19 protein-coding genes are annotated in these 18,633 nt (G+C 36.7%); 6 read left to right on the top strand and 13 right to left on the bottom strand.

The window, feature by feature from the left end:
• Nucleotides 1–324: 324 nt before the first annotated feature.
• Nucleotides 325–1,485 carry an acyl-CoA dehydrogenase family protein gene (locus GKP30_RS17715; protein ID WP_407928634.1) on the bottom strand — a complete coding sequence of 387 codons (1,161 nt, stop codon included), beginning with the start codon at nt 1,483–1,485 and terminating at the stop codon, nt 325–327.
• 95 nt (nt 1,486–1,580) lie between these two features.
• The gene (locus tag GKP30_RS17710; protein ID WP_216830800.1) at nt 1,581–2,420 is read right to left on the bottom strand and encodes a MetQ/NlpA family ABC transporter substrate-binding protein; all 840 of its coding nucleotides are present in this window, start codon (nt 2,418–2,420) and stop codon (nt 1,581–1,583) included.
• Between the two features lie 224 nt (nt 2,421–2,644).
• On the opposite strand from GKP30_RS17710, the gene GKP30_RS17705 reads away from it, so the two are divergent.
• The 3 genes from GKP30_RS17705 (at nt 2,645) to GKP30_RS17695 (ending at nt 5,474) form a co-directional block, all read left to right on the top strand.
• Entirely contained in the window at nt 2,645–3,664 is a 1,020-nt protein-coding gene (locus tag GKP30_RS17705) for a methionine ABC transporter ATP-binding protein (RefSeq protein ID WP_216830799.1), read from the top strand.
• Nucleotides 3,665–3,696: 32 nt separating this feature from the next.
• Entirely contained in the window at nt 3,697–4,323 is a 627-nt protein-coding gene (locus GKP30_RS17700; protein WP_216830841.1) for a methionine ABC transporter permease, read from the top strand.
• 800 nt (nt 4,324–5,123) lie between these two features.
• On the top strand, nt 5,124–5,474 hold the full coding sequence (locus tag GKP30_RS17695) for a recombinase family protein (protein WP_216830798.1): 351 nt from the start codon (nt 5,124–5,126) through the stop codon (nt 5,472–5,474).
• A gap of 242 nt (nt 5,475–5,716) precedes the next feature.
• Here the strand turns inward: GKP30_RS17695 and GKP30_RS17690 are convergent, their stop codons facing one another.
• From GKP30_RS17690 to rlmD, 3 genes are all read right to left on the bottom strand, one after another.
• Complete coding sequence (locus GKP30_RS17690) at nt 5,717–6,808, bottom strand: hypothetical protein (RefSeq protein ID WP_216830797.1); 1,092 nt, start codon at nt 6,806–6,808, stop codon at nt 5,717–5,719.
• A 212-nt stretch (nt 6,809–7,020) separates the two neighbouring features.
• Nucleotides 7,021–7,233 carry a hypothetical protein gene (locus GKP30_RS17685; protein ID WP_216830796.1) on the bottom strand — a complete coding sequence of 71 codons (213 nt, stop codon included), beginning with the start codon at nt 7,231–7,233 and terminating at the stop codon, nt 7,021–7,023.
• Between the two features lie 355 nt (nt 7,234–7,588).
• Nucleotides 7,589–8,986 carry a 23S rRNA (uracil(1939)-C(5))-methyltransferase RlmD gene (rlmD, locus tag GKP30_RS17680; protein WP_216830795.1) on the bottom strand — a complete coding sequence of 466 codons (1,398 nt, stop codon included), beginning with the start codon at nt 8,984–8,986 and terminating at the stop codon, nt 7,589–7,591.
• Between the two features lie 140 nt (nt 8,987–9,126).
• Here rlmD and GKP30_RS17675 point away from each other — a divergent pair, with 140 nt between their 5' ends.
• Nucleotides 9,127–9,486, top strand: a complete 360-nt coding sequence (locus GKP30_RS17675; protein ID WP_216830794.1) for a GAF domain-containing protein — start codon at nt 9,127–9,129, stop codon at nt 9,484–9,486.
• 70 nt (nt 9,487–9,556) lie between these two features.
• On the opposite strand, the gene pdaA is transcribed toward GKP30_RS17675, so the two are convergent.
• The 6 genes from pdaA to GKP30_RS17645 form a co-directional block, all read right to left on the bottom strand.
• Nucleotides 9,557–10,363: a delta-lactam-biosynthetic de-N-acetylase gene (pdaA, locus tag GKP30_RS17670; RefSeq protein ID WP_216830793.1), complete on the bottom strand. Its 807-nt coding sequence runs from the start codon at nt 10,361–10,363 to the stop codon at nt 9,557–9,559.
• Between the two features lie 90 nt (nt 10,364–10,453).
• Entirely contained in the window at nt 10,454–11,266 is an 813-nt protein-coding gene (locus GKP30_RS17665) for a hypothetical protein (RefSeq protein ID WP_216830792.1), read from the bottom strand.
• A gap of 148 nt (nt 11,267–11,414) precedes the next feature.
• Nucleotides 11,415–12,959: a fumarate hydratase gene (locus GKP30_RS17660; protein WP_216830791.1), complete on the bottom strand. Its 1,545-nt coding sequence runs from the start codon at nt 12,957–12,959 to the stop codon at nt 11,415–11,417.
• A gap of 101 nt (nt 12,960–13,060) precedes the next feature.
• The gene (locus GKP30_RS23915) at nt 13,061–13,975 is read right to left on the bottom strand and encodes a DMT family transporter (protein ID WP_216830790.1); all 915 of its coding nucleotides are present in this window, start codon (nt 13,973–13,975) and stop codon (nt 13,061–13,063) included.
• A 20-nt stretch (nt 13,976–13,995) separates the two neighbouring features.
• Nucleotides 13,996–14,643, bottom strand: a complete 648-nt coding sequence (locus tag GKP30_RS17650; RefSeq protein WP_216830789.1) for a histidine phosphatase family protein — start codon at nt 14,641–14,643, stop codon at nt 13,996–13,998.
• A 1-nt stretch (nt 14,644) separates the two neighbouring features.
• A complete protein-coding gene (locus GKP30_RS17645) occupies nt 14,645–14,845 on the bottom strand; it encodes an SE1561 family protein (protein ID WP_216830788.1) in 201 nt (66 codons plus the stop codon).
• A gap of 216 nt (nt 14,846–15,061) precedes the next feature.
• Here GKP30_RS17645 and yfkAB point away from each other — a divergent pair, with 216 nt between their 5' ends.
• Nucleotides 15,062–16,174, top strand: a complete 1,113-nt coding sequence (gene yfkAB, locus GKP30_RS17640) for a radical SAM/CxCxxxxC motif protein YfkAB (protein ID WP_216830840.1) — start codon at nt 15,062–15,064, stop codon at nt 16,172–16,174.
• 80 nt (nt 16,175–16,254) lie between these two features.
• Here yfkAB and GKP30_RS17635 read toward each other — a convergent pair whose 3' ends face one another.
• Entirely contained in the window at nt 16,255–17,058 is an 804-nt protein-coding gene (locus GKP30_RS17635; protein WP_216830787.1) for a YfkD famly protein, read from the bottom strand.
• Nucleotides 17,059–17,164: 106 nt separating this feature from the next.
• Complete coding sequence (locus GKP30_RS17630) at nt 17,165–17,767, bottom strand: YczE/YyaS/YitT family protein (RefSeq protein ID WP_236035172.1); 603 nt, start codon at nt 17,765–17,767, stop codon at nt 17,165–17,167.
• 83 nt (nt 17,768–17,850) lie between these two features.
• Between GKP30_RS17630 and GKP30_RS17625 the strand changes: the two genes are divergently transcribed.
• Nucleotides 17,851–18,465 carry a DUF421 domain-containing protein gene (locus GKP30_RS17625; protein ID WP_216830785.1) on the top strand — a complete coding sequence of 205 codons (615 nt, stop codon included), beginning with the start codon at nt 17,851–17,853 and terminating at the stop codon, nt 18,463–18,465.
• Nucleotides 18,466–18,633: the final 168 nt, after the last annotated feature.

The raw sequence follows: 18,633 nt of genomic DNA, 5'->3' as shown, positions 1-18,633 counted from the left end.
CTTAGGTGGGAACTTCAATTCAGGGGGAGTCGAGACTCCCCCTGAATATTCAATGTTTCAGCTTGCTTAAACTAGTTCGCTTTGCTTTTCTATAAAACACAAGGCTTCTTCTAAGTGCTAAAAAGATATATAGTATTACCCAAACAATTACGATAATTACTATCTCTAAAACTAACATAAGCCTACTTATAAGTAGTGAAAAAATAGCCTTGCCGCCTAATAAATCAACCATTTGAAATCTCCCCGTACCTCCAGTTTAAAAAAGGTTGTAGTAAAAGATAGAAACCTTTTACTACAACCACTCCTCACATCCCCCTATATTCATCATTTTCCATACTTTTTATAAAAAGATTGAATCGCACGACTAGCTAATTGATTTTTAACTAAGTCTTCCATTGGCGGATTATATAAACTCGCCCTAACATTCAAATAATAACGATGCATCGGATTTGAGGCGGACAGTGCTCTTGACCCGACAATTTTCATTGCTTTATCAACGATGTTAATCGCAGCATGAGTAATCGCTATTTTATTAATACTTAAGGCTTCTTCATAGTCTCCTTTGTTTTCTGCTCGCTCATAACGTTCAATGGTTCCGTATAGAAGATGTCTTGCCGTTGATAGCTCATATTCAATTTCACCAATCGTTTGTTTAATATGTGGAACTTCCGCAATTGGCTTCCCAAGTGATAATGGAACATATGATGTAGCAAACTCAATGGCATAATCTCTAGCTGCTGCTGCAATTCCTAAATAGCAAGCAGGTATGTGAAGTAACCATCCATTTGCTTTCACTTTTTTTAATTTAGGATCTTTCAAAATATGAGATTTAGGAATTCTTACATTTTCTAAAACAAGTGTATGACTTGCGGTTCCTCGCATCGCTAACATATCCCATGATTCATCGATCGAGACACCTGGAGATGTTTTTGGAATGATAACCGTCATCACTTCTTCATTATCCTTTGTTGCCGTAACAAAGAAATAATCAAGAACAGGGGACAAAGAAGTGTATGTTTTTTCTCCATTAATTATCCACTCATCTCCTTCGAGAACTGCTGTTGTTCTCGGAAGAGCACCACGAGTTGGACTACCGGCATTATTTTCTGAAGCCGCTGTGTTAATAAGGGCTCCATTCTTGACATCCTCTAAAACCCAACTTGCAGCATCTTCGTACCAATGACGATTTTCCGCGTACTCTAAAACAGTTCCAGTATGCCATCCAATGGAAAGACCTGTCGAGCCGCAGCCTTTTGAAATAGCTTCTTGACCTAAGATAAATTCATACAAACCGAATCCCTGTCCACCATATTCTTTCGGCAATGTTAAAGTATGATAATCAATCATTTTAAGGTCTTCTATATTTTGAAAAGGAAAAGATCCTAGTTCGTCTAATTCCGGTTCTCTCTTTTGAAAAGTTGGGATTAATTCATTAATTTTTTCAATCAGCCTCTCTTGTTCATCCGTTTTTATAAAAAGATCCATACTCATTTCTCCCCTTGACAGCGATTTGTTAAAATAGGGTGTCCCAAAAGGTGATTTTACCTTTTGAGATACCCTATTCTTTATTAAACACCTATTTAGTTATATTCCCAAGCCTCTGGCAGAATAAATCCATCGTATTTTTCTTCACTATGGATATAGTCTTCGAATTCTCGTGACTCATAGGCTGCAATTAAATCCTTCGCCCATTGTGCACCCTCATCCTCTTTATTAATGGAAACAATAATACGATGTTCTTTAGGTGTATTTTCAATTTTTAATGCTTCTGTAATTTTACGGTTTGCATTTGCAATATAATTACCGTTAACAACTCCAAAATCCACATCATCTAATGAAACTAAAATTTGCGCAGGGTCTAATACTACAATCTCAATATCATATGCACCTGGTTTAATGCTATTTACATTAAAATCTGTTGTTCCTGCATTTTCATCAACGGTTATCCATCCTAATTCCTCAAGAATTCTTGCAGCACGTTCCTGATTCACAGGATCATTTGGAAAAGCAACTGTTGTTCCATCCCCTACAGCATCTAGACTTGTATGTCGAGTTGAATATAACCCTTGCGGAGCACTTGGAACAAAAGCAACTCCTGTCATATTCATTTTCAATTGTTCATTAATCCCTTCCATGTAGGCCGTACTTTGAAACACACTTGCGTCTAGAGATCCTTCATCCATTGCTGGGTTTACCTGCATATTTTGAGAGAATGTTTTAATATTTACTTTGTAACCCTTCTCTTCTAATATAGGCAAAATTCCATTTCGAAATTGTTCTTCATATGTACCTACTCCGAAGCCTACATTAATTTCTTTTTTGTCTTCATTTTCAGCCTGCGAATCTACCTTTTCATTACTTGAGCAAGCAGTAACAAATAGTAATAATCCTGCAAGCATAACAAATACTAATTTCTTCATAATAACCTTTTCCCCTCTCCATCTTATCCGCTAATTTTTGATATCCTTTAAATCATAGTTGTTTAATCGGAATGATAAGATATTAGCACCATTTCCACAATTCGTCAATTAATTTTTCAATTTTAAATTAAATTGACAGAAAAGGAAAAGAACGCTACCATAATCATTAAAACATATCTGATTACTAAGGATTATCTTTCAATTAGAAGGAGATGAAATTTGGCATGATTGAATTAAAAAATATAACGAAGACATTTTTGCAGAAAACATCGACAATTACTGCATTAAAAAATATCAACTTGAAAGTTGAAAAAGGAAAAATTTTAGGTGTTATTGGTTATAGTGGCGCTGGAAAAAGTACATTAGTCCGCCTTGTTAACTATCTTGAAAAGCCAACAGAAGGACAGGTACTCATTGATGGCGTTGATTTAGCTTCTTATAATACGAAGCAGCTTCGTAACAAAAAAAAGCAAATCGGTATGATTTTTCAGCATTTTAATCTATTAGAAACAAGGACCGTCTTTGATAATGTCGCTTTACCACTTGTACTCATAAAACAAGATAAACAAAAAATTCGAAAGCGTGTGGAGGAGTTATTAGAATTTGTTGGATTAGAAGAAAAAGCAACCAATTATCCTAATGAATTATCAGGTGGACAAAAACAGCGAGTAGGTATCGCTCGTGCGCTAGCATCCAATCCTTCTATTTTGTTGTGTGATGAGGCAACATCAGCTCTAGATCCTCAAACAACAGATTCTATTTTGAAACTTCTAAAAAAAATTAATGAAGAGTACCGGATTACAGTGTTGATGATCACACATGAGATGGATGTAGTGAAAAAGATTTGTGATCATGTTGCTGTAATGGAAAAGGGAGAAATTATTGAGCAAGGATCGGTTCTTGACGTCTTTGGAAACCCCCAGCATCTGACAACTCAAAATTTCGTTAGTACTGTCATTCAAACAGACATCCCTAGTACGATGAAACAAGCGATTATTAACGATAAATCCCATCGTTTACTAAAATTGAATTTCTTAAAACAAAGTTCTTTAGAGCCAATACTTCACTCCTTAATTGAAAGATTTAATGTGAAAACCAATATTCTGTTAGCAAATACAACCGAAATTCAAGGAACTTTAATAGGAACAATGATCCTTCAGTTAAACGCAGATGAATTAGAAATAAAAGAGATCATTAATTTCTTGCAGAAGCATGATGTAATCGTAAAGGAGATGGATAACTAGTGATTTCAACAACGATAACTTCTGAGCAATTTATGTTAGCAATCTATCAAACGATACATATGGTCAGTGTTTCCTTATTGCTAGGATCTCTAATTGGTATTCCAATAGGAATTTTGTTAGTAATAACTCGACCAAATGGCATTATTGAAAACAAATGGGTGTATGGTATATTAAATCCAGTTATTAATATTGTTCGATCCTTACCTTTTATTATTTTACTTGTTGCTATTATTCCATTAACGAAACTTATTGTGAATACATCCATTGGAACAAGTGCAGCAATTGTACCTTTAACATTATATATTGCGCCTTACATTGGAAGACTAGTTGAAAACTCACTACTTGAAGTTAACCCGGGGATTGTGGAGGCTGCAGAAGCCATGGGGGCGACACCTTTTCAGATCATTTGGTACTTTTTATTACCAGAAGCATTTGGATCACTTATCTTGAGTATTACAACAGCGACCATCGGGCTTATTGGAGCGACGGCTATGGCTGGTGTTGTTGGTGCCGGTGGAGTTGGAGATCTCGCAATATCTTATGGATATCAACGATTTGATACTTTTGTCGTCATCTCTACTTGTCTAGTACTCATCCTGTTCGTACAAGGTATTCAATCACTCGGAAATGTCCTCGCACGTAAAGCTAGAAGGGATTAAATTAATATCTCTCTTATATACAAAAGAAGATTTACGATAAAATAGAGCAAATTTCTACCGAACTTATAAGTGTATGCTAACACACATACTAGAAGTTATTGCTTTATTGTTCCCATTAGAGGTGAAAATAGCTGTAAATACAGTTATACATTTTACTGTATTTACAGCTTTAATTAAAAACAATACATCAATGTCTACTTCTTATTTCATTTAATGGGTCAATAAAAGGGATAGTTTCAGTAAGTAGTATTTATAGTTTTCAACGTAAACAACGATAGGACTTTACTTGGAGAGGTGGGTATGATAGGCTCGTTTGCCTGATGAAACAACTGCTTCAGCCTTTCAAGACAAATCGTACCCACAGAGGCTCCAAGTCAAGTCCTTAAACGCTTATCTATGAATACATATAAACAAAGATAAAGGGTGCATCACATCAATGTTTTTTTGCTGATACTGTATATATGGGATGCGTTAGTTGAAAAACATTGTCCTTGCTAACCCTACCATCAAATTACTATTACATAATAACTAAAGATTAGGTTCCTCTAAAAATAACACGGTACATCTGCTGATTTTAGTGGGAATTTTAATAATACGTTGATATACTATCAAAAAACAAGCGTACCAAATAATTTGCGAATTGGTATGCTATTTCTATTGCTTTTTGTTATTTCTCAAACTGAATCCGTTAATCCAAATATAAGGATGTTTTTTTGTTGACCTAATATTCTGTTTTTTTAAAATTAATAACATACAAGGAAAAATAGAGTAATTACATCTCATCAAAGGGGAATACTAATATGAGGTGTGCTGCATATATAAGGGTTTCAACAGATAAAGAAGAACAAAAGCCTTCTATCCAAAATCAAAAGAATTTATTTGTAAATTACATCAAAGAACAATCTTGGACTATTCATGATTTTTACATTGATATCGAATCTGGTACAACTGCAAAGCGTGATAATCTCCAAAAATTAATTGAGGATGCTAAGAAAAGAAAGTTTGATGTAATTATTGCAAAAGAACTTTCACGATTAGCACGAAATGGGAGCCTATATCAACGTTTTTTTAAGTCCTATATATCCTTGCTACACACTCCACATGTCCAGTATGTGGCAACACATGGGGTGTTGTTGTGTTTTACGCATTAACAAGCATAGCTTCTAATATGTTATATTGTTCTTCAGTAAAGTCCCAGAAGCTAGTTAATTCATTATTTATTAGATAAAAGATTGTTGAGGTGAAATAGATTGGATAAACATCTAACAATTCCCAAAATCCCTGTCATAGATTATTAGGATCTACGGGGACGTACCGACGGTCTTTTCTCAGTGAATTTTACCTTTAATGTTATAGTCACATTTTACCTAACGCCTCTCAACATTCTATGCTTTTATTCCACATGACTAGCAATGACAACAATGACATTCGTATATCCACCACCCAAGTTGGCAAATCTCGAGTGAATTACTGGTAAGCCGATGAATTCTACATAATCATCATAAAACACACCGTCTAGCGGGCCAGGATAAATTATCTGATAAACTTCGCCGTAATTCGTTATGACGAGAAGCTCAGACAGATAATCATTAATATCTGGTATAAAATTCTCATAAATTTCGATGACATAGCCTGCATCAAAAAACATTGTTGAAGTATAATCATGTAAGCTTTTGGACAAATGACGGTAGTCAATTTTAATATTTATTAAGTCTAGCCCTTTTTCTATAGTTTCTTCCGTTGCAGGGAATAAATCGGGGTGTTGGTTAATAAAAGCATATGTGTCATTCGGAATTACCTGACCAGGGGTATTTCCGTTTATTTCGTCAACTAACGGAATTGCCATGGCAAAAAATTCTGCTATTATGTGAGCATCTTCCCTATTTGTAGACGCTCCAGCATTGGCTTCTCCTTGTTCTGAGTCCAAATAAACAATGTCTAGAACTTCTGTATTGTATATCTTCCACTCATCATTATACTTTTTCATAATATTAATACCTTCTATTTGGTTGTCATTAAATTCAGGGCCATTTATTTTTCGCGTTGTTTGAATAAACCATACTTCCCCTGTATCTCCAGAAACGTCAATGACCTCGATTTCAACAAAAGAGTACTCTAAATCATAAACACTAAATATTTCTAACGTGGTATCCCGCGTCGATTGATATACGGGGGACTCTACATGTATAGTAGCCATATAATCATCAATATTTTTATTATTAGCAGCTAGCAAATTATCTTTAACCACTTGAATCATTTGCTCTTCGTCTGGCATCATTGCTAAATTCTCTATCTCTTGCTCTCCTGCTTCTGAAGTTCCATCATTCCTCGGTTCTTGTGGGTTAGCTTCAGAATCTTGTTCTTCTGTTGTTTCCTCTACTTTGGGATCATTGGCCTCTTTACCTGCTTCCTCCGCTGGAGAATTGCCGCACCCAATTAGAAAAAACAACAGCAGTCCAGCTACAAAAGGTAAAAAGAATTTCATCACATAACCTCCATTATTAAATTTAATATTGATAAAAAAGTAAACCACATAAACCATACATTATATGTCGAAAAGGAAAATATGTTTTTCAAATTCAGGGGAAGATTTGTAGTTTCTATAGAAAGGTGAAGGGATTTATTTAAAGAATTATTATTGGAAAAGAAGTTGATGAGGATAACTAGTGTCGTTTTATAAGCGGTATGATAAAAACACTACACAAAAAGTTTATTAAGCTTAGTAAAAAATGAGCCCATCGATGCATGGCCATTATCAGGCAACCTGTTTGCACCGCTTCTTCTAAAGGCGTTGTCATTAACGTATCGATGATCAAGAGAAAGATTGGTTGCGATGGTCCAGCCTTCAGGTCCTCCATAACTACTGGAAATGTTTAACTTAGCATTTGTTTTGGCGCTTAAAGAATACAAAAAAAGTCCCCCCACCGCGGTAAAGCAATATAGCTAGTGCATTAAAAATAAGCTTATTCAAGTATCGCACCATTTCCAAAGAAACGTTTAAACTGTTCAAGAGATGATGGCCAACCGAACAAGAAAAGCAACTACTCCAAAAAAACACCTCCTTACAAATGTTCTATAAATGCGAAAAGGGAATGTGGTTAAAGCAAATCAAAATGACTATCGCTGTGGCGGAAAAAATAGAACAAGAGAAACCTTCTGTGTAAATAACGTCGCATCCCTAGAGTTAAAGCATATTTCCCTTGAAGTTCTCCAAGTTCTTTTCATATCCATTACAAAAAACGTAAAAAGGCAACGCCCATAAGGGTTAGTTGCCTTCTTTTAAAATGAGTTGCGAGATACATTCCACGTGCGAGGTATGCGGAAACATATCCACTGGCTGAAGCGACTTCAACTTAAACCCAGCCTTCATCAACTGATTAACATCTTTCGCCAGTGTAGACGGATTACAGGAGACATACACCATTTTCTTCGGTTTCACCTCAATAATAGTGCGTAACAAGGCATCGTCACATCCTGTACGAGGTGGGTCGACGATGACAACGTCTGGTTTCCAACCTTCTTTGACCCATTTTGGAAGGAGCTTTTCAGCTGGCCCAACGACATAACGTGCGTTACTGATCCCATGTTTTTTGGCGTTGGCGTTCGCATCATCGATTGCTTCAGCAATGACGTCCATTCCTCTTACTTCTCCTGCTTCTTTTGCAACCCACATTCCGATCGTACCTACCCCGCAGTAGGCATCGACGACTTTTTCTTTACCCGTAAGCTGTGCAGCTTTTTTTACTTCGTCATATAGCTTTACAGTTTGAATGGGGTTAAGCTGGAAAAAGGCCCTAGCTGATAGCTCAAAGGAAACATCACCTAGTGTTTCTTGAATGACTTCTTCTCCAGCTAAATGGATCGTCTCATCGCCAAAAATTAATGATGTTCTCTTTCCATTTACGTTTTGGAGGATGGACGTAACTTCAGGTATCCTCCTCTTGATCTCGTCAATGAGTAACTCTTTTTTCGGAATTTCTTGTTGTGTTGTGATTAACACGAGTTGAATTTGACCAGTCGCAAAAGCAACACGAGTTACAATCGTGCGAATAATTCCTTTATGCTTTTTCTCGTTATAGATTGAAATGTTTAGATCCTCTAGTATTCTCTTCACTTGTTGTGTGACTGTATTCGTCATTGGGTGCTGTATCATACAGTCTGATATATCAATCAATTGATGAGAGTTCATACCGTAAAGTCCTGCTAACACTTTTTCTTTATGCTTTCCTACCTGTAATTGACTTTTATTCCGGTAATTCCAAGGCTCTTCCATTCCAATTGTATCATTCAATGGTAACTTATCTGGGATGATCTTCGTATGGCGCTCAAATGCTTGTCTAACGATATCTTTCTTTTCACGTAGTTGTGCCTCATAGCTTAAATGCTGAAGTTGGCACCCACCACATTTATCGTATATTGGACAAGGCGGGTTGATGCGATCCGCTGATGGTTTTCTCATCTTTTTAATTTTAGCTTCAGCAAATTTAGGGTTTACTTTCGTTACTTCAGCCACTACAATCTCTCCTGGTAGTGCTCCTGGAACAAAGACGATCTTTTTTTTGAAAAAGCCTACCCCTTCCCCATTAATACCGAGCCTCTTAATCGTCAGTGGAAATTGTTGGCCTATTTTAATCGTTATAGTTTCAGTTTTTTTATCTGTCATTTGGTTCACTCCGTCATTTCATGAAAATTGTTCTATTATTATAGCATGCCTCTCCAACACTGCCTAAACTTACTAGTTCGTAAACGTATAGAATTTGCTACAATAAGAGAAGTAAAACGTTCTGCGAAGGAGAGATATTCATGTCGATTGCAACAGATGTAGCTTCCCTACAAATAATGGCCCATGTATACAAAAAAATGAGCCTTCAATCTGTTTTTGAGAAAACTTGTGAAAGTTTAGTGAGTGAAGTCCCATACATAGATTGGGTCGGTATCCTAATTTTCGAAGAGGGTTCAAGCAAATTAGTCGCTGCATCAGACGAAGATGATCTCCAGTGGGAAAGTAATGCTGAATTAAAGTTTCCAATTACCAATTCAATGGGACAAAAAATTGGAGTCATGATTGTTAGAAGCATGCAGGCGATTGCCTTTGACGTTACCGATGTTACTACATTAGAAACGATTGCAGAAGCAATTGGTCAAGAAAGCTTTGCCAACTAGAGATTACTATAAGCAAGAGGCTGACACATTTGTCAGCCTTTTTTTTTTGAACTATCAGCTTATATCATTTTTATGAAGATGTATTATTTCGAGCTTGCTCCATCATCAATCTCTCTAATAACAATTCATCTAGGCTTTTAAACGTGTATCCTTGCTTACGACAATCATCTATGACACGCCCTAATGCCTCGGCATTGTCTTTTGAAACAGAATGTAGAAGCATAATGGCACCCGGGTGAATTCTTCTCATGATTTGATTGTAGGCATAATCGGCGCCCTTTTGTTTATCGACTTCCCAATCCTTGTATGCCATTGACCAAAATACATTCGTATAACCTAAATCATTCGAAAGAGCTAACGATTTTTCACTAAATGTACCTCTTGGTGGTCTTAAATAATTCATATCATGACGGCCAGTTATGTTTGCATACTCTTTTTTTACTTTTTCAAGTTCTTCCTTTAACCTCGCTTCACTAACTTCAGGCAAACTCGGATGATGCCAAGAGTGATTTCCGACGATATGCCCTTCATTTACCATCCGCTTTACGAGGTCTGCCTCATTTTTTAAGTAATGTCCAGTTACGAAAAACGTTGCAGGCACCTTTTTTTCTTTTAATACATCTAATACTTTTGCCGTGTAACCATTTTCATAACCATTATCAAAAGTCAAATACAGCTCTTTCTTTGTTGTATCACCAATAAAATAGCCACCGTACTTTTCAAGTAATTGTAAGTAATGGGGTTCAGTCGTAACTGGTTTATTATCTTTCTCTGGTTTATAATTCCAGTGGTAAACTTTTGTGTCGTAGGCCTGTGCCGAACCTAGACCAGTAAAAATGAACGCGATGATAGCTATAAACGTAAGTAGTTTTTTCATTTTCAACACCTAACTCCCCTAAGTTTTTTATTAGCTTTTCACACAAATAAAAAACTATGCAGAACCTCGTTCAGCTCTTAGGAAAGTGTGCTATCTTGCTGTCGTATATTTAATAATTAGTGGTGTTATAATCATTAGTAAGAACTCTTCTTCAGTTAAATGCTCGCGTTCAATATCGACAATATCCCCTTCGATCGTTCCAAACAATTGAAGTGCCTCTGTTGGTATACCGCCAATTCGAATAAACATAGCTTCTTTTTCATCTTTTAATTTGACTGTATATGCTGATTGTGTACTTACATCATTTATATTTGCTAAGTATTGGCCTTTTTCGTCAAAGATATTTAATGTGTAACGAGCAATAATTTTCTTACCTAATTCAAATTTTCCTAAAAGCTTACGGTGTTCATCGTAAACTTCAAAAGGACGAAAAAAACCACCTCGTTTCTCGACCGTTAGTGTCCGCTTGCCAGCCTTTAAATACATAACGAGCGGGAACACATTAAAAGGAAAGACGATATTCACAATCAACCGTAAAAATTGTTGTGCTGACATAACTTCTTCCTGAAACTTTGCAACGACATTTCCATCTAATGTGTAAAAGGTATACGGCTCCCTTAAGCTTACTGACGAAACAAACATTAACCGTCTCGCTTTAAAAAATTCTTCCGTATTCACGACAGTATCCATCTGAGATGCAGTTTCGTTCATTTGCTTTACTCGCCAATAAGCTAGTAGCAATGTGATCGTCCCAAGACCAAACGTAATAAAGTAAATTAAAATCTTGTCTAAAGATATACCCTGTGTACCGTAGAATAGAACGATCAACCCTATAAAATATAAAATACTACCTGACCAAAATAGAAAGACCGCCATTTGTTTATGGTGCTTTTGAAGTGCCATCGGTATATCCTTTCCGCTTTTCAAACTAAACCAAGCTTAGATTAAGAAAAACCCTTTATGACTGATTACGAATTATCTCAGAAAAGGTTTCACCTAAACGAAAAAAGTAGGTAAACTTATGTTTACCTACTTTTTAGTGTGTTCGTTATTAAAATACACGATCAGCAAATTGTGCTAGCTTTTCTAATGAAGATTTATCTACATCTGCATGTAAGCTGTTTCCGTGTGAGTCCATTGTTACGATTGCAGCAAATCCTTCTACTTCTAGGTGCCACATCGCTTCAGGAATACCGAATTCCATTAAATCTACACCTTTAACTTTTTTAATACAGTCAGCATAGTATTGAGCTGCTCCACCGATTGCATTTAAGTACACGCCGCCATGCTCTTCTAAAGCTTTTAACGTCTTCGGTCCCATACCGCCTTTACCGATGACAGCACGGATACCAAACTTCTTCATGATGTCACCTTGGTAAGGCTCCTCACGAATACTTGTTGTTGGTCCAGCCGCTTTTACGTGCCACTCGCCTTCTTCATCTTTCAGCATAACTGGTCCACAGTGATAGATGATTTCGCCGTTTAAATCGATCGGTGCATCGTGGTCCATTAAGTGGTGGTGGATCGCGTCACGTCCAGTATGCATCATACCGTTAATAATAACGACGTCACCTACTTTTAGCTCACGAATTTGCTCTTCAGTAATTGGTGCTTGTAAAACCACCTCACGAACATCAGAAGTCACTTCAGCTGTTGCAGCAGCTTCTTCTTCTGCTAATGAACCAAAGTCGATTTTTTCACCATCTTTATATAACCACTCGTTAATTTCTCCTGTCTCCGCATTAACTTTCACACCTAAGCGACGGAATGCCCAACAGTTATAAGCAACAGATACAAAGAAACTTGCTGGTAAACGGTGCATTGTCCCAACTTTACAGCCAAGTAACGTTGCTTCTCCACCAAAGCCCATTGTACCAATTCCTAGTGTATTTGCATTATCCATTACATAGTCTTCTAGTTTACGAAGATCTTCGTTCGGGTTAACATCATCAACTGTACGGAAAAGTTGTTCTTTTGCTAATAAGTAACTAGCAGAACGGTCTCCACCGATACCTACACCGATGAACCCAGCACTACAGCCTTGTCCTTGTGCTTGGTAAACCGAATGCATAATACACTTACGAATTCCATCAAGATCACGACCTGCACGGCCTAGCCCTTCAAGTTCACACGGTAAGCTGTATTGAATGTTTTTATTCTCACAGCCGCCGCCTTTTAAAATTAAGCGAACATCGATATAATCCTCTTCCCATTGTTCAAAGTGGAATACAGGTGTTCCTTCACCTAGATTGTCACCGCTGTTTGCACCAGTTAGTGAGTCTACAGAGTTCGGGCGAAGCTTACCATCTTTCGTTGCTTGAACGATTGCTTCTTTAATTGCTTTTTTCATCTTAATTTGGTTAGCACCAACAGGCACTTTAATTTCAAATGTTGGCATACCTGTATCTTGGCAAATCGGCGAGATCTTCTCGTCTGCCATTTGAATGTTTTCAGTAATCGTTGATAGTGATAATGCAGCACGAGTCCCTGCATTTTCTTTTGCTTTTGCCGCCTTGATCGCATGGCGTACATCGTATGGTAGATTCGTAGATGTCTCTACAATCAGCTTGTACATACTATCTTTAAATTTCTCCATCCTGTTCTCTCCCCCTCGGAATTACAGATACGAATTTTTTACACATCTCCTATTATACGCCTTGTCAAAAAATTTCGAAAGGGGGTATGAAAGCGCATTAATCAATTTCCTAATTTTAACGGCTCTCTTACCCTTATTTCCGATTTAAGTTTTGTTGTTACAAGGACACCAATAATAACTAAAAGTCCACCAAATAACTGCTCGATATAAATGCTTTCTTTTAATATTAGAACCGCTTGGATCGTTGTAAAAACAGGAATAAGATTTAAAAGTACTGCAGCCTTAGAGGCGCCAATAGCTTCGACACCTTTGTTCCAACAAATAATCGCAATAATAGAAGGGAAAATACCGAGGTATATAACCGATAGAATTGTCGGAGCATCCCATACAATCGCGATGTCTAAAATAAGCCACTCAATTACAACAAAAGGTAGTAATGTCACACATGCCATACCAAGCATAACCATCAGTGTTCCTTTCGTCGGTAGGCCACCCATATGTATTTTTACGAGGATCGAATAGATGCACCACGCTAGAACAGCAACAACCATCATTAAATCGCCAATGTTAAATTGCAAGGCTAGCAATTGTTGCACTGAACCGTTTGTCACGATCCAAAGAACGCCAACAAAAGAAATGATAATACCTACATATTGCCATACTAAGAGGCGCTCTTTTAATAAAAGTAACCCTAAAATTGAAGCAAAAATCGGTGTTGACGCTTCTACAATCGATGCATTAATAGTCGTTGTGTAATGTAGAGAAAAATAAACAAGGCCTATGAATATGACAATTCCCGTTAGTGACAACGCATAGATTGGCTTCCAATTAAGAAGTAAAATCTGTCTATGATTCTTCCAATCATTTCGAGCAATAATAACCATAATTAAGAAGGCAAGACTACATCGAAGAAACGATAGAGTAAAGGAAGGAATGTTTCCTACCATTAGCTTTCCCACAATAAAGTTCCCCGAAAAAAATAAGATGGCAATGATGATTAACACATAGGCTTTCACAACGTCCCCCTTCTATGTTGCTAGGCTTCTTTATTATGTAATGAGTCGTTTCCTTTAAGAATATCTAGCTCTAAGTGGATCGTCTTATTTATATAATGAATGAGCGGCTGTCGATCACTCTTAAATTCTATTAAGCTAATGCTCGTATTTTCGATTTGAAAAGGGCGATGGTGCAAATGCCAGTCCTCACCTAATAAGATGTACATTAGCGCAATACTAATTAAACCACCATGAGCTACTAATGCAACATGCTTACCTTCATGAGCTAGCTTCATTTGATCTATTATATAATGACACCTCGCTGTAATATCAGCTATAGTTTCTGTCCCTGTCACTCCCGAAGTAAGAATTGAATGCTCCTTAACTTCTGGATATTCGGCATATATCTCTTGACGTGTTTTCCCCTCTAGTGGACCTAAATTGATCTCTCTTAACTGATCCCACTTATGAGCTGTTAATTGCTTTCTATTTGCAACAGCACTAGCTGTTTCATAAGCTCGTGTTAAATCACTGCTATAGATATAATCAAGCTGCTGGTTCTCTAAATAACGAGCCAGCTGCTCTGCCTGCTTCTGACCAAGGCCAGATAAGGAAAAGTCCTTCGTTCCTTGAATAATCCCTAATTTATTTCCTTCAGATTCACCATGGCGAATAAAATATAAATACAACCTACTCCGCTCCTTTTGATTCCCATGAATTGCGGAACACTTTACACTTGCCTTCTAGTTGATCAAGCATCTCTAGAATACGGTCAATATCTTCAACTGTTGTATCCTCTGGTTCTATTGCATCCAGTAAATCTCCAATCATTTGTATTTTTTGATTTAAATAATTTAATTGCTCATTTTTATCGTTTACTGCTCCACCCATCAAAATCTCTCCTTTATTTCATGTCATCGTAACTTTAACAAAAATATGAAAGACACTCAAGAAAATACCGCTTCACTTGTAATTGGTTAAAAACTCTCTCATACAGTATTAGTATTGGCAATTCAATGTATTTTCAATATAGTTCTTTTGCTATTTGTTTAATTCAGTTATGATTAATAGATATGAAACAACGATTAAAAGGAGTTACTTAACTTGATTGACCAAAAAACGATACAAATTCAACCATCATATGATCCTTGGGAAGCTTATTTAGATATAGAGGAATTTGGTAAACCATTACTGACAAATGTTGAATTTACCACAACAACACTTTGTAATATGCGTTGTGAACATTGCGCCGTTGGTTATACGTTAACTTCAAAAGATCCAGAACCATTGCCATTAGATCTGTTCATTCGCCGACTAGAAGAAATACCTCACCTAAGGGCATTAAGTATTACAGGCGGTGAACCGATGTTATCTTTAAAATCGGTCAATGAGTACGTCGTTCCTTTATTAAAATATGCTCATGAACGTGGGGTAAGGACGCAAATAAACTCAAATTTAACCCTTGATTTGGCGAGGTACAAAAAAATTATTCCATACCTAGATGTTCTTCATATTTCACACAACTATGGAAGTGTGGATGACTTTGTGGATATTGGCTTTGCTGTTATGGAGAAAAAGCCTAGTTATCAACAACGTGCGAACTACTTTGAACGGATGATTGAAAATACACAAGCATTAACAAAAGCTGGAGTCATGGTCTCTGCTGAAACGATGATAAATAAACGGACATTACCACATCTAGAAAAGATACATCAGCAAATTGTGGATATGGGTTGCCAACGCCATGAGGTTCACCCAATGTATCCGAGTGACTTTGCGAGTGGTCTACAAGTAGCAAGTCTTGAAGAAATCCGTTCTGCCGTGCATCGACTTCTAGATTATAGAAAAGATGCTGTATGGATGCTGTTTGGAACACTACCGTTTTATGCGTGTAGTAGCAATGAAGAAGATTTACGTCTACTTAAACGGTTATACTCTGCTAAAAATGTCACTGTCCGTAACGACCCAGATGGCCGTTCAAGGTTAAATGTAAATATCTTCGATGGAAATATTATCGTGACAGACTTTGGTGACGCACCACCATTAGGAAACATCCAAACAACACCATTACAAAAAGCATATGAAACGTGGAATGCTTCTACACTCGCTGCCGAGTTAAACTGTCATTGCCCAGCAGTTAAATGCTTAGGGCCAAACATTCTTGTCAAAGATACTTATTATCAAAACGTATCCTTTAAAAACAATAAATCGAATATATAATTAAAAAGGAGTACCGTTCATGTGTCGGTACTCCTTTTTCGTCGTCCAGTATTATATGCTTATAAAGAATATAAACATTATTAACGTGGTTGATTAGCTGTGTAAAACTTAAAGCTTAAATGATCCTGAACAGGAATCCAAGCACCAATACCTTGTTGGGTCACATTCTTTACCTCAAGCTTTCTCTTCCCGTTCTTAATTGTTAAATAAACCTCTCCATACGTAACTTTACCTTTTTCATTTGCTGCTGGTACATAAGAATATAAATAACCTACATTTTTAGGAGCAATTTTATAAACTTGTCCCTTTTTCGTACCGTAACCAATTATGGTGTCAAATGCTAACGGTAAGCCAGTTTTTTCAGCTGCTTTCATCATCATCATCTTTTTTACTTCTTCACTGTTCGGAACTTCAGCCGTTAATCCACCTGAAACTTTCTTTTGCTGCTCCTGTGTATAAGTTAACTTTTGCGGAGAACGTCCACCACGGTTATCCACATAGTTAGTATTCACTCTGTTATATTCCCAGTTTACGTTCGTCTTACCTGATTCATAATTAAGTGGCCATTGACCTAAATAAATAGACGCTTTGAACAGTAATGCTGTTTTCGAATTATTAATTGATGACTCGTTTAATAATCGAATTAATTCTGGATTTGTAATTTCTACCTCTGATGAATCCAATAACTCCTGCGTTAATTCACTTGGTTGTAAATATGGAAGATCTTGTGTAGGATTTGGATACGTATTTTCCTTTGAAATGTCTAATACGTAATCAGGAATTTTTGTAATCTTCTCTTCCTCTTTATTTTCTTCAGCTAACCCCGTTAACGGTAACAACAAAAATATAAGTAAAACAAAAACACATAGCGATACCTTTCGCATCGACTTTTCCTCCTTCTTTCGATAACTACTGTGCGATTTGATCTTAGTTTTTTCAATCTATAAAAATTTATCCATCTAAAAAAGACTTCATTACGAAGCCTTTACATTAAACATTAACTACTTTTTTTACTCTCTTAAAGAACACCTGTATAAGCGGGCCGATACTTAAGGTAACAACAATCGTCCCAACACCAATTGGCCCTCCAACAAGCAAGGCAAAGACTAAAGCAACTATCTCTGCTACTGTTTTTGCTCCCATTAATGGTAACCGAAAAATTCGTTTTAAATTTAACATAAAACGATCAATTGGAATGATCGCAAAATCAGCTTGTAGATATGTAGAAATACCAATTCCCATTAAAATAACGCCTAAAAGTAATACACCTGCTTGAAGAGCTAACTCGGATAATCGGATATCTTGAAACACAAATAAAAGCCAAAAATCAATAAAATATCCTAAAATGATGACAGTAATTAATGAATGGATCTCTGGACGTGACCAAGACAAAAGAGCATTCACTATAATTAAAATAACTCCTATTAAGATGACCCATGTACCTACGGTTAAACCAAAACGCGTCGACAAACCAACACTTAGTGCATCCCAAGCACCTGCACCAAGATTTGAAATTATCGTAAATGTAATTCCAACTGCTAGTATTAAAAGTCCTATAAGATAACATAACCCTCTTCGTAGTTTTAGTGACACCTTATTCCCACCTCTCATTGTGTATAATTTACTATTTTTGCATAACCTATCCTCGAATGAACTTGAGGGTTGGAGGGATTTTTTTGGATTTTCATTGGGTATGGAAAGCCATAATAATTGTTTTTATTGGAATTATGATATTAAGACTAGGTGGCAGAAAATCAATCTCTCAATTGACTGTTTCACAAACAGTAATTATGATTTCCATTGGAAACTTAATGATTCAACCTGTAAGTGAGCGCAATATTTGGATAACCTTTTTAATAGCACTTTTACTCGTTCTTACTTTAATATTTATTGAATTTCTCCAAGTGAAATCAGATAAGGTTGAAAGCTTTTTTACTGGAAAAGCCATCGTTGTTATAGAAGACGGTGTTATAAATACGAAAAACTTAAAGAAATTACGACTAACTGTTGATCAACTTGAAATGCGCTTACGCCAATCGAATGTCCAACACATCAGTCAAGTAAAATGGGCAACTGTGGAAGTAAGTGGTCAGCTTGGTCTCATTTTAGATGAACAAAGTCAACTGGCTACTAAAAAGGATATTCAGACCCTATTGGATTATATTCATGCAACCCACCCAGTAAGCCCACCACCCCCAAATATTACCCACTTAAATACAACGCCAACACTTTTTACAGAACCTAAAACACGAAAACACGAAAATGGTGCCCCCCCTCACCAACTTGACTAAAAGAGGGTGCCTGGCACTACTGAAAAAAGAGTTACCTCCAACGAGGTAACTCTTTTTTGCTTTTATGTACTATTCACTAATGTTAGTAAGAATGGTGCGGGTGAAGGGACTCGAACCCCCACGTCAAAGACACTAGATCCTAAGTCTAGCGCGTCTGCCAATTCCGCC

It is taken from the genome of Alkalihalobacterium elongatum, from assembly GCF_019024285.1.
In the GTDB taxonomy this organism is placed as follows: Bacteria; Bacillota; Bacilli; order Bacillales; family Bacillaceae_F; genus Alkalihalobacterium; species Alkalihalobacterium elongatum.
The sequence above is the reverse complement of the archived record's forward strand: the minus strand, read 5'-3'. Positions and strand labels throughout refer to the sequence as shown.

Bases quoted from the DNA above. Each gene is read 5' to 3' on its own strand.
- GKP30_RS17695 (WP_216830798.1), top strand. From the start codon at position 5,124: ATGAGGTGTGCTGCATATATAAGGGTTTCAACAGATAAAGAAGAACAA.
- GKP30_RS17715 (WP_407928634.1), bottom strand. From the start codon at position 1,485: ATGGATCTTTTTATAAAAACGGATGAACAAGAGAGGCTGATTGAAAAA.
- rlmD (WP_216830795.1), bottom strand. From the start codon at position 8,986: ATGACAGATAAAAAAACTGAAACTATAACGATTAAAATAGGCCAACAA.
- GKP30_RS17700 (WP_216830841.1), top strand. From the start codon at position 3,697: ATGTTAGCAATCTATCAAACGATACATATGGTCAGTGTTTCCTTATTG.
- pdaA (WP_216830793.1), bottom strand. From the start codon at position 10,363: ATGAAAAAACTACTTACGTTTATAGCTATCATCGCGTTCATTTTTACT.
- GKP30_RS17710 (WP_216830800.1), bottom strand. From the start codon at position 2,420: ATGAAGAAATTAGTATTTGTTATGCTTGCAGGATTATTACTATTTGTT.
- GKP30_RS17690 (WP_216830797.1), bottom strand. From the start codon at position 6,808: ATGAAATTCTTTTTACCTTTTGTAGCTGGACTGCTGTTGTTTTTTCTA.
- GKP30_RS17645 (WP_216830788.1), bottom strand. From the start codon at position 14,845: ATGGGTGGAGCAGTAAACGATAAAAATGAGCAATTAAATTATTTAAAT.
- GKP30_RS17635 (WP_216830787.1), bottom strand. From the start codon at position 17,058: ATGCGAAAGGTATCGCTATGTGTTTTTGTTTTACTTATATTTTTGTTG.
- GKP30_RS17705 (WP_216830799.1), top strand. From the start codon at position 2,645: ATGATTGAATTAAAAAATATAACGAAGACATTTTTGCAGAAAACATCG.
- GKP30_RS17675 (WP_216830794.1), top strand. From the start codon at position 9,127: ATGTCGATTGCAACAGATGTAGCTTCCCTACAAATAATGGCCCATGTA.
- GKP30_RS17660 (WP_216830791.1), bottom strand. From the start codon at position 12,959: ATGGAGAAATTTAAAGATAGTATGTACAAGCTGATTGTAGAGACATCT.
- GKP30_RS17665 (WP_216830792.1), bottom strand. From the start codon at position 11,266: ATGGCACTTCAAAAGCACCATAAACAAATGGCGGTCTTTCTATTTTGG.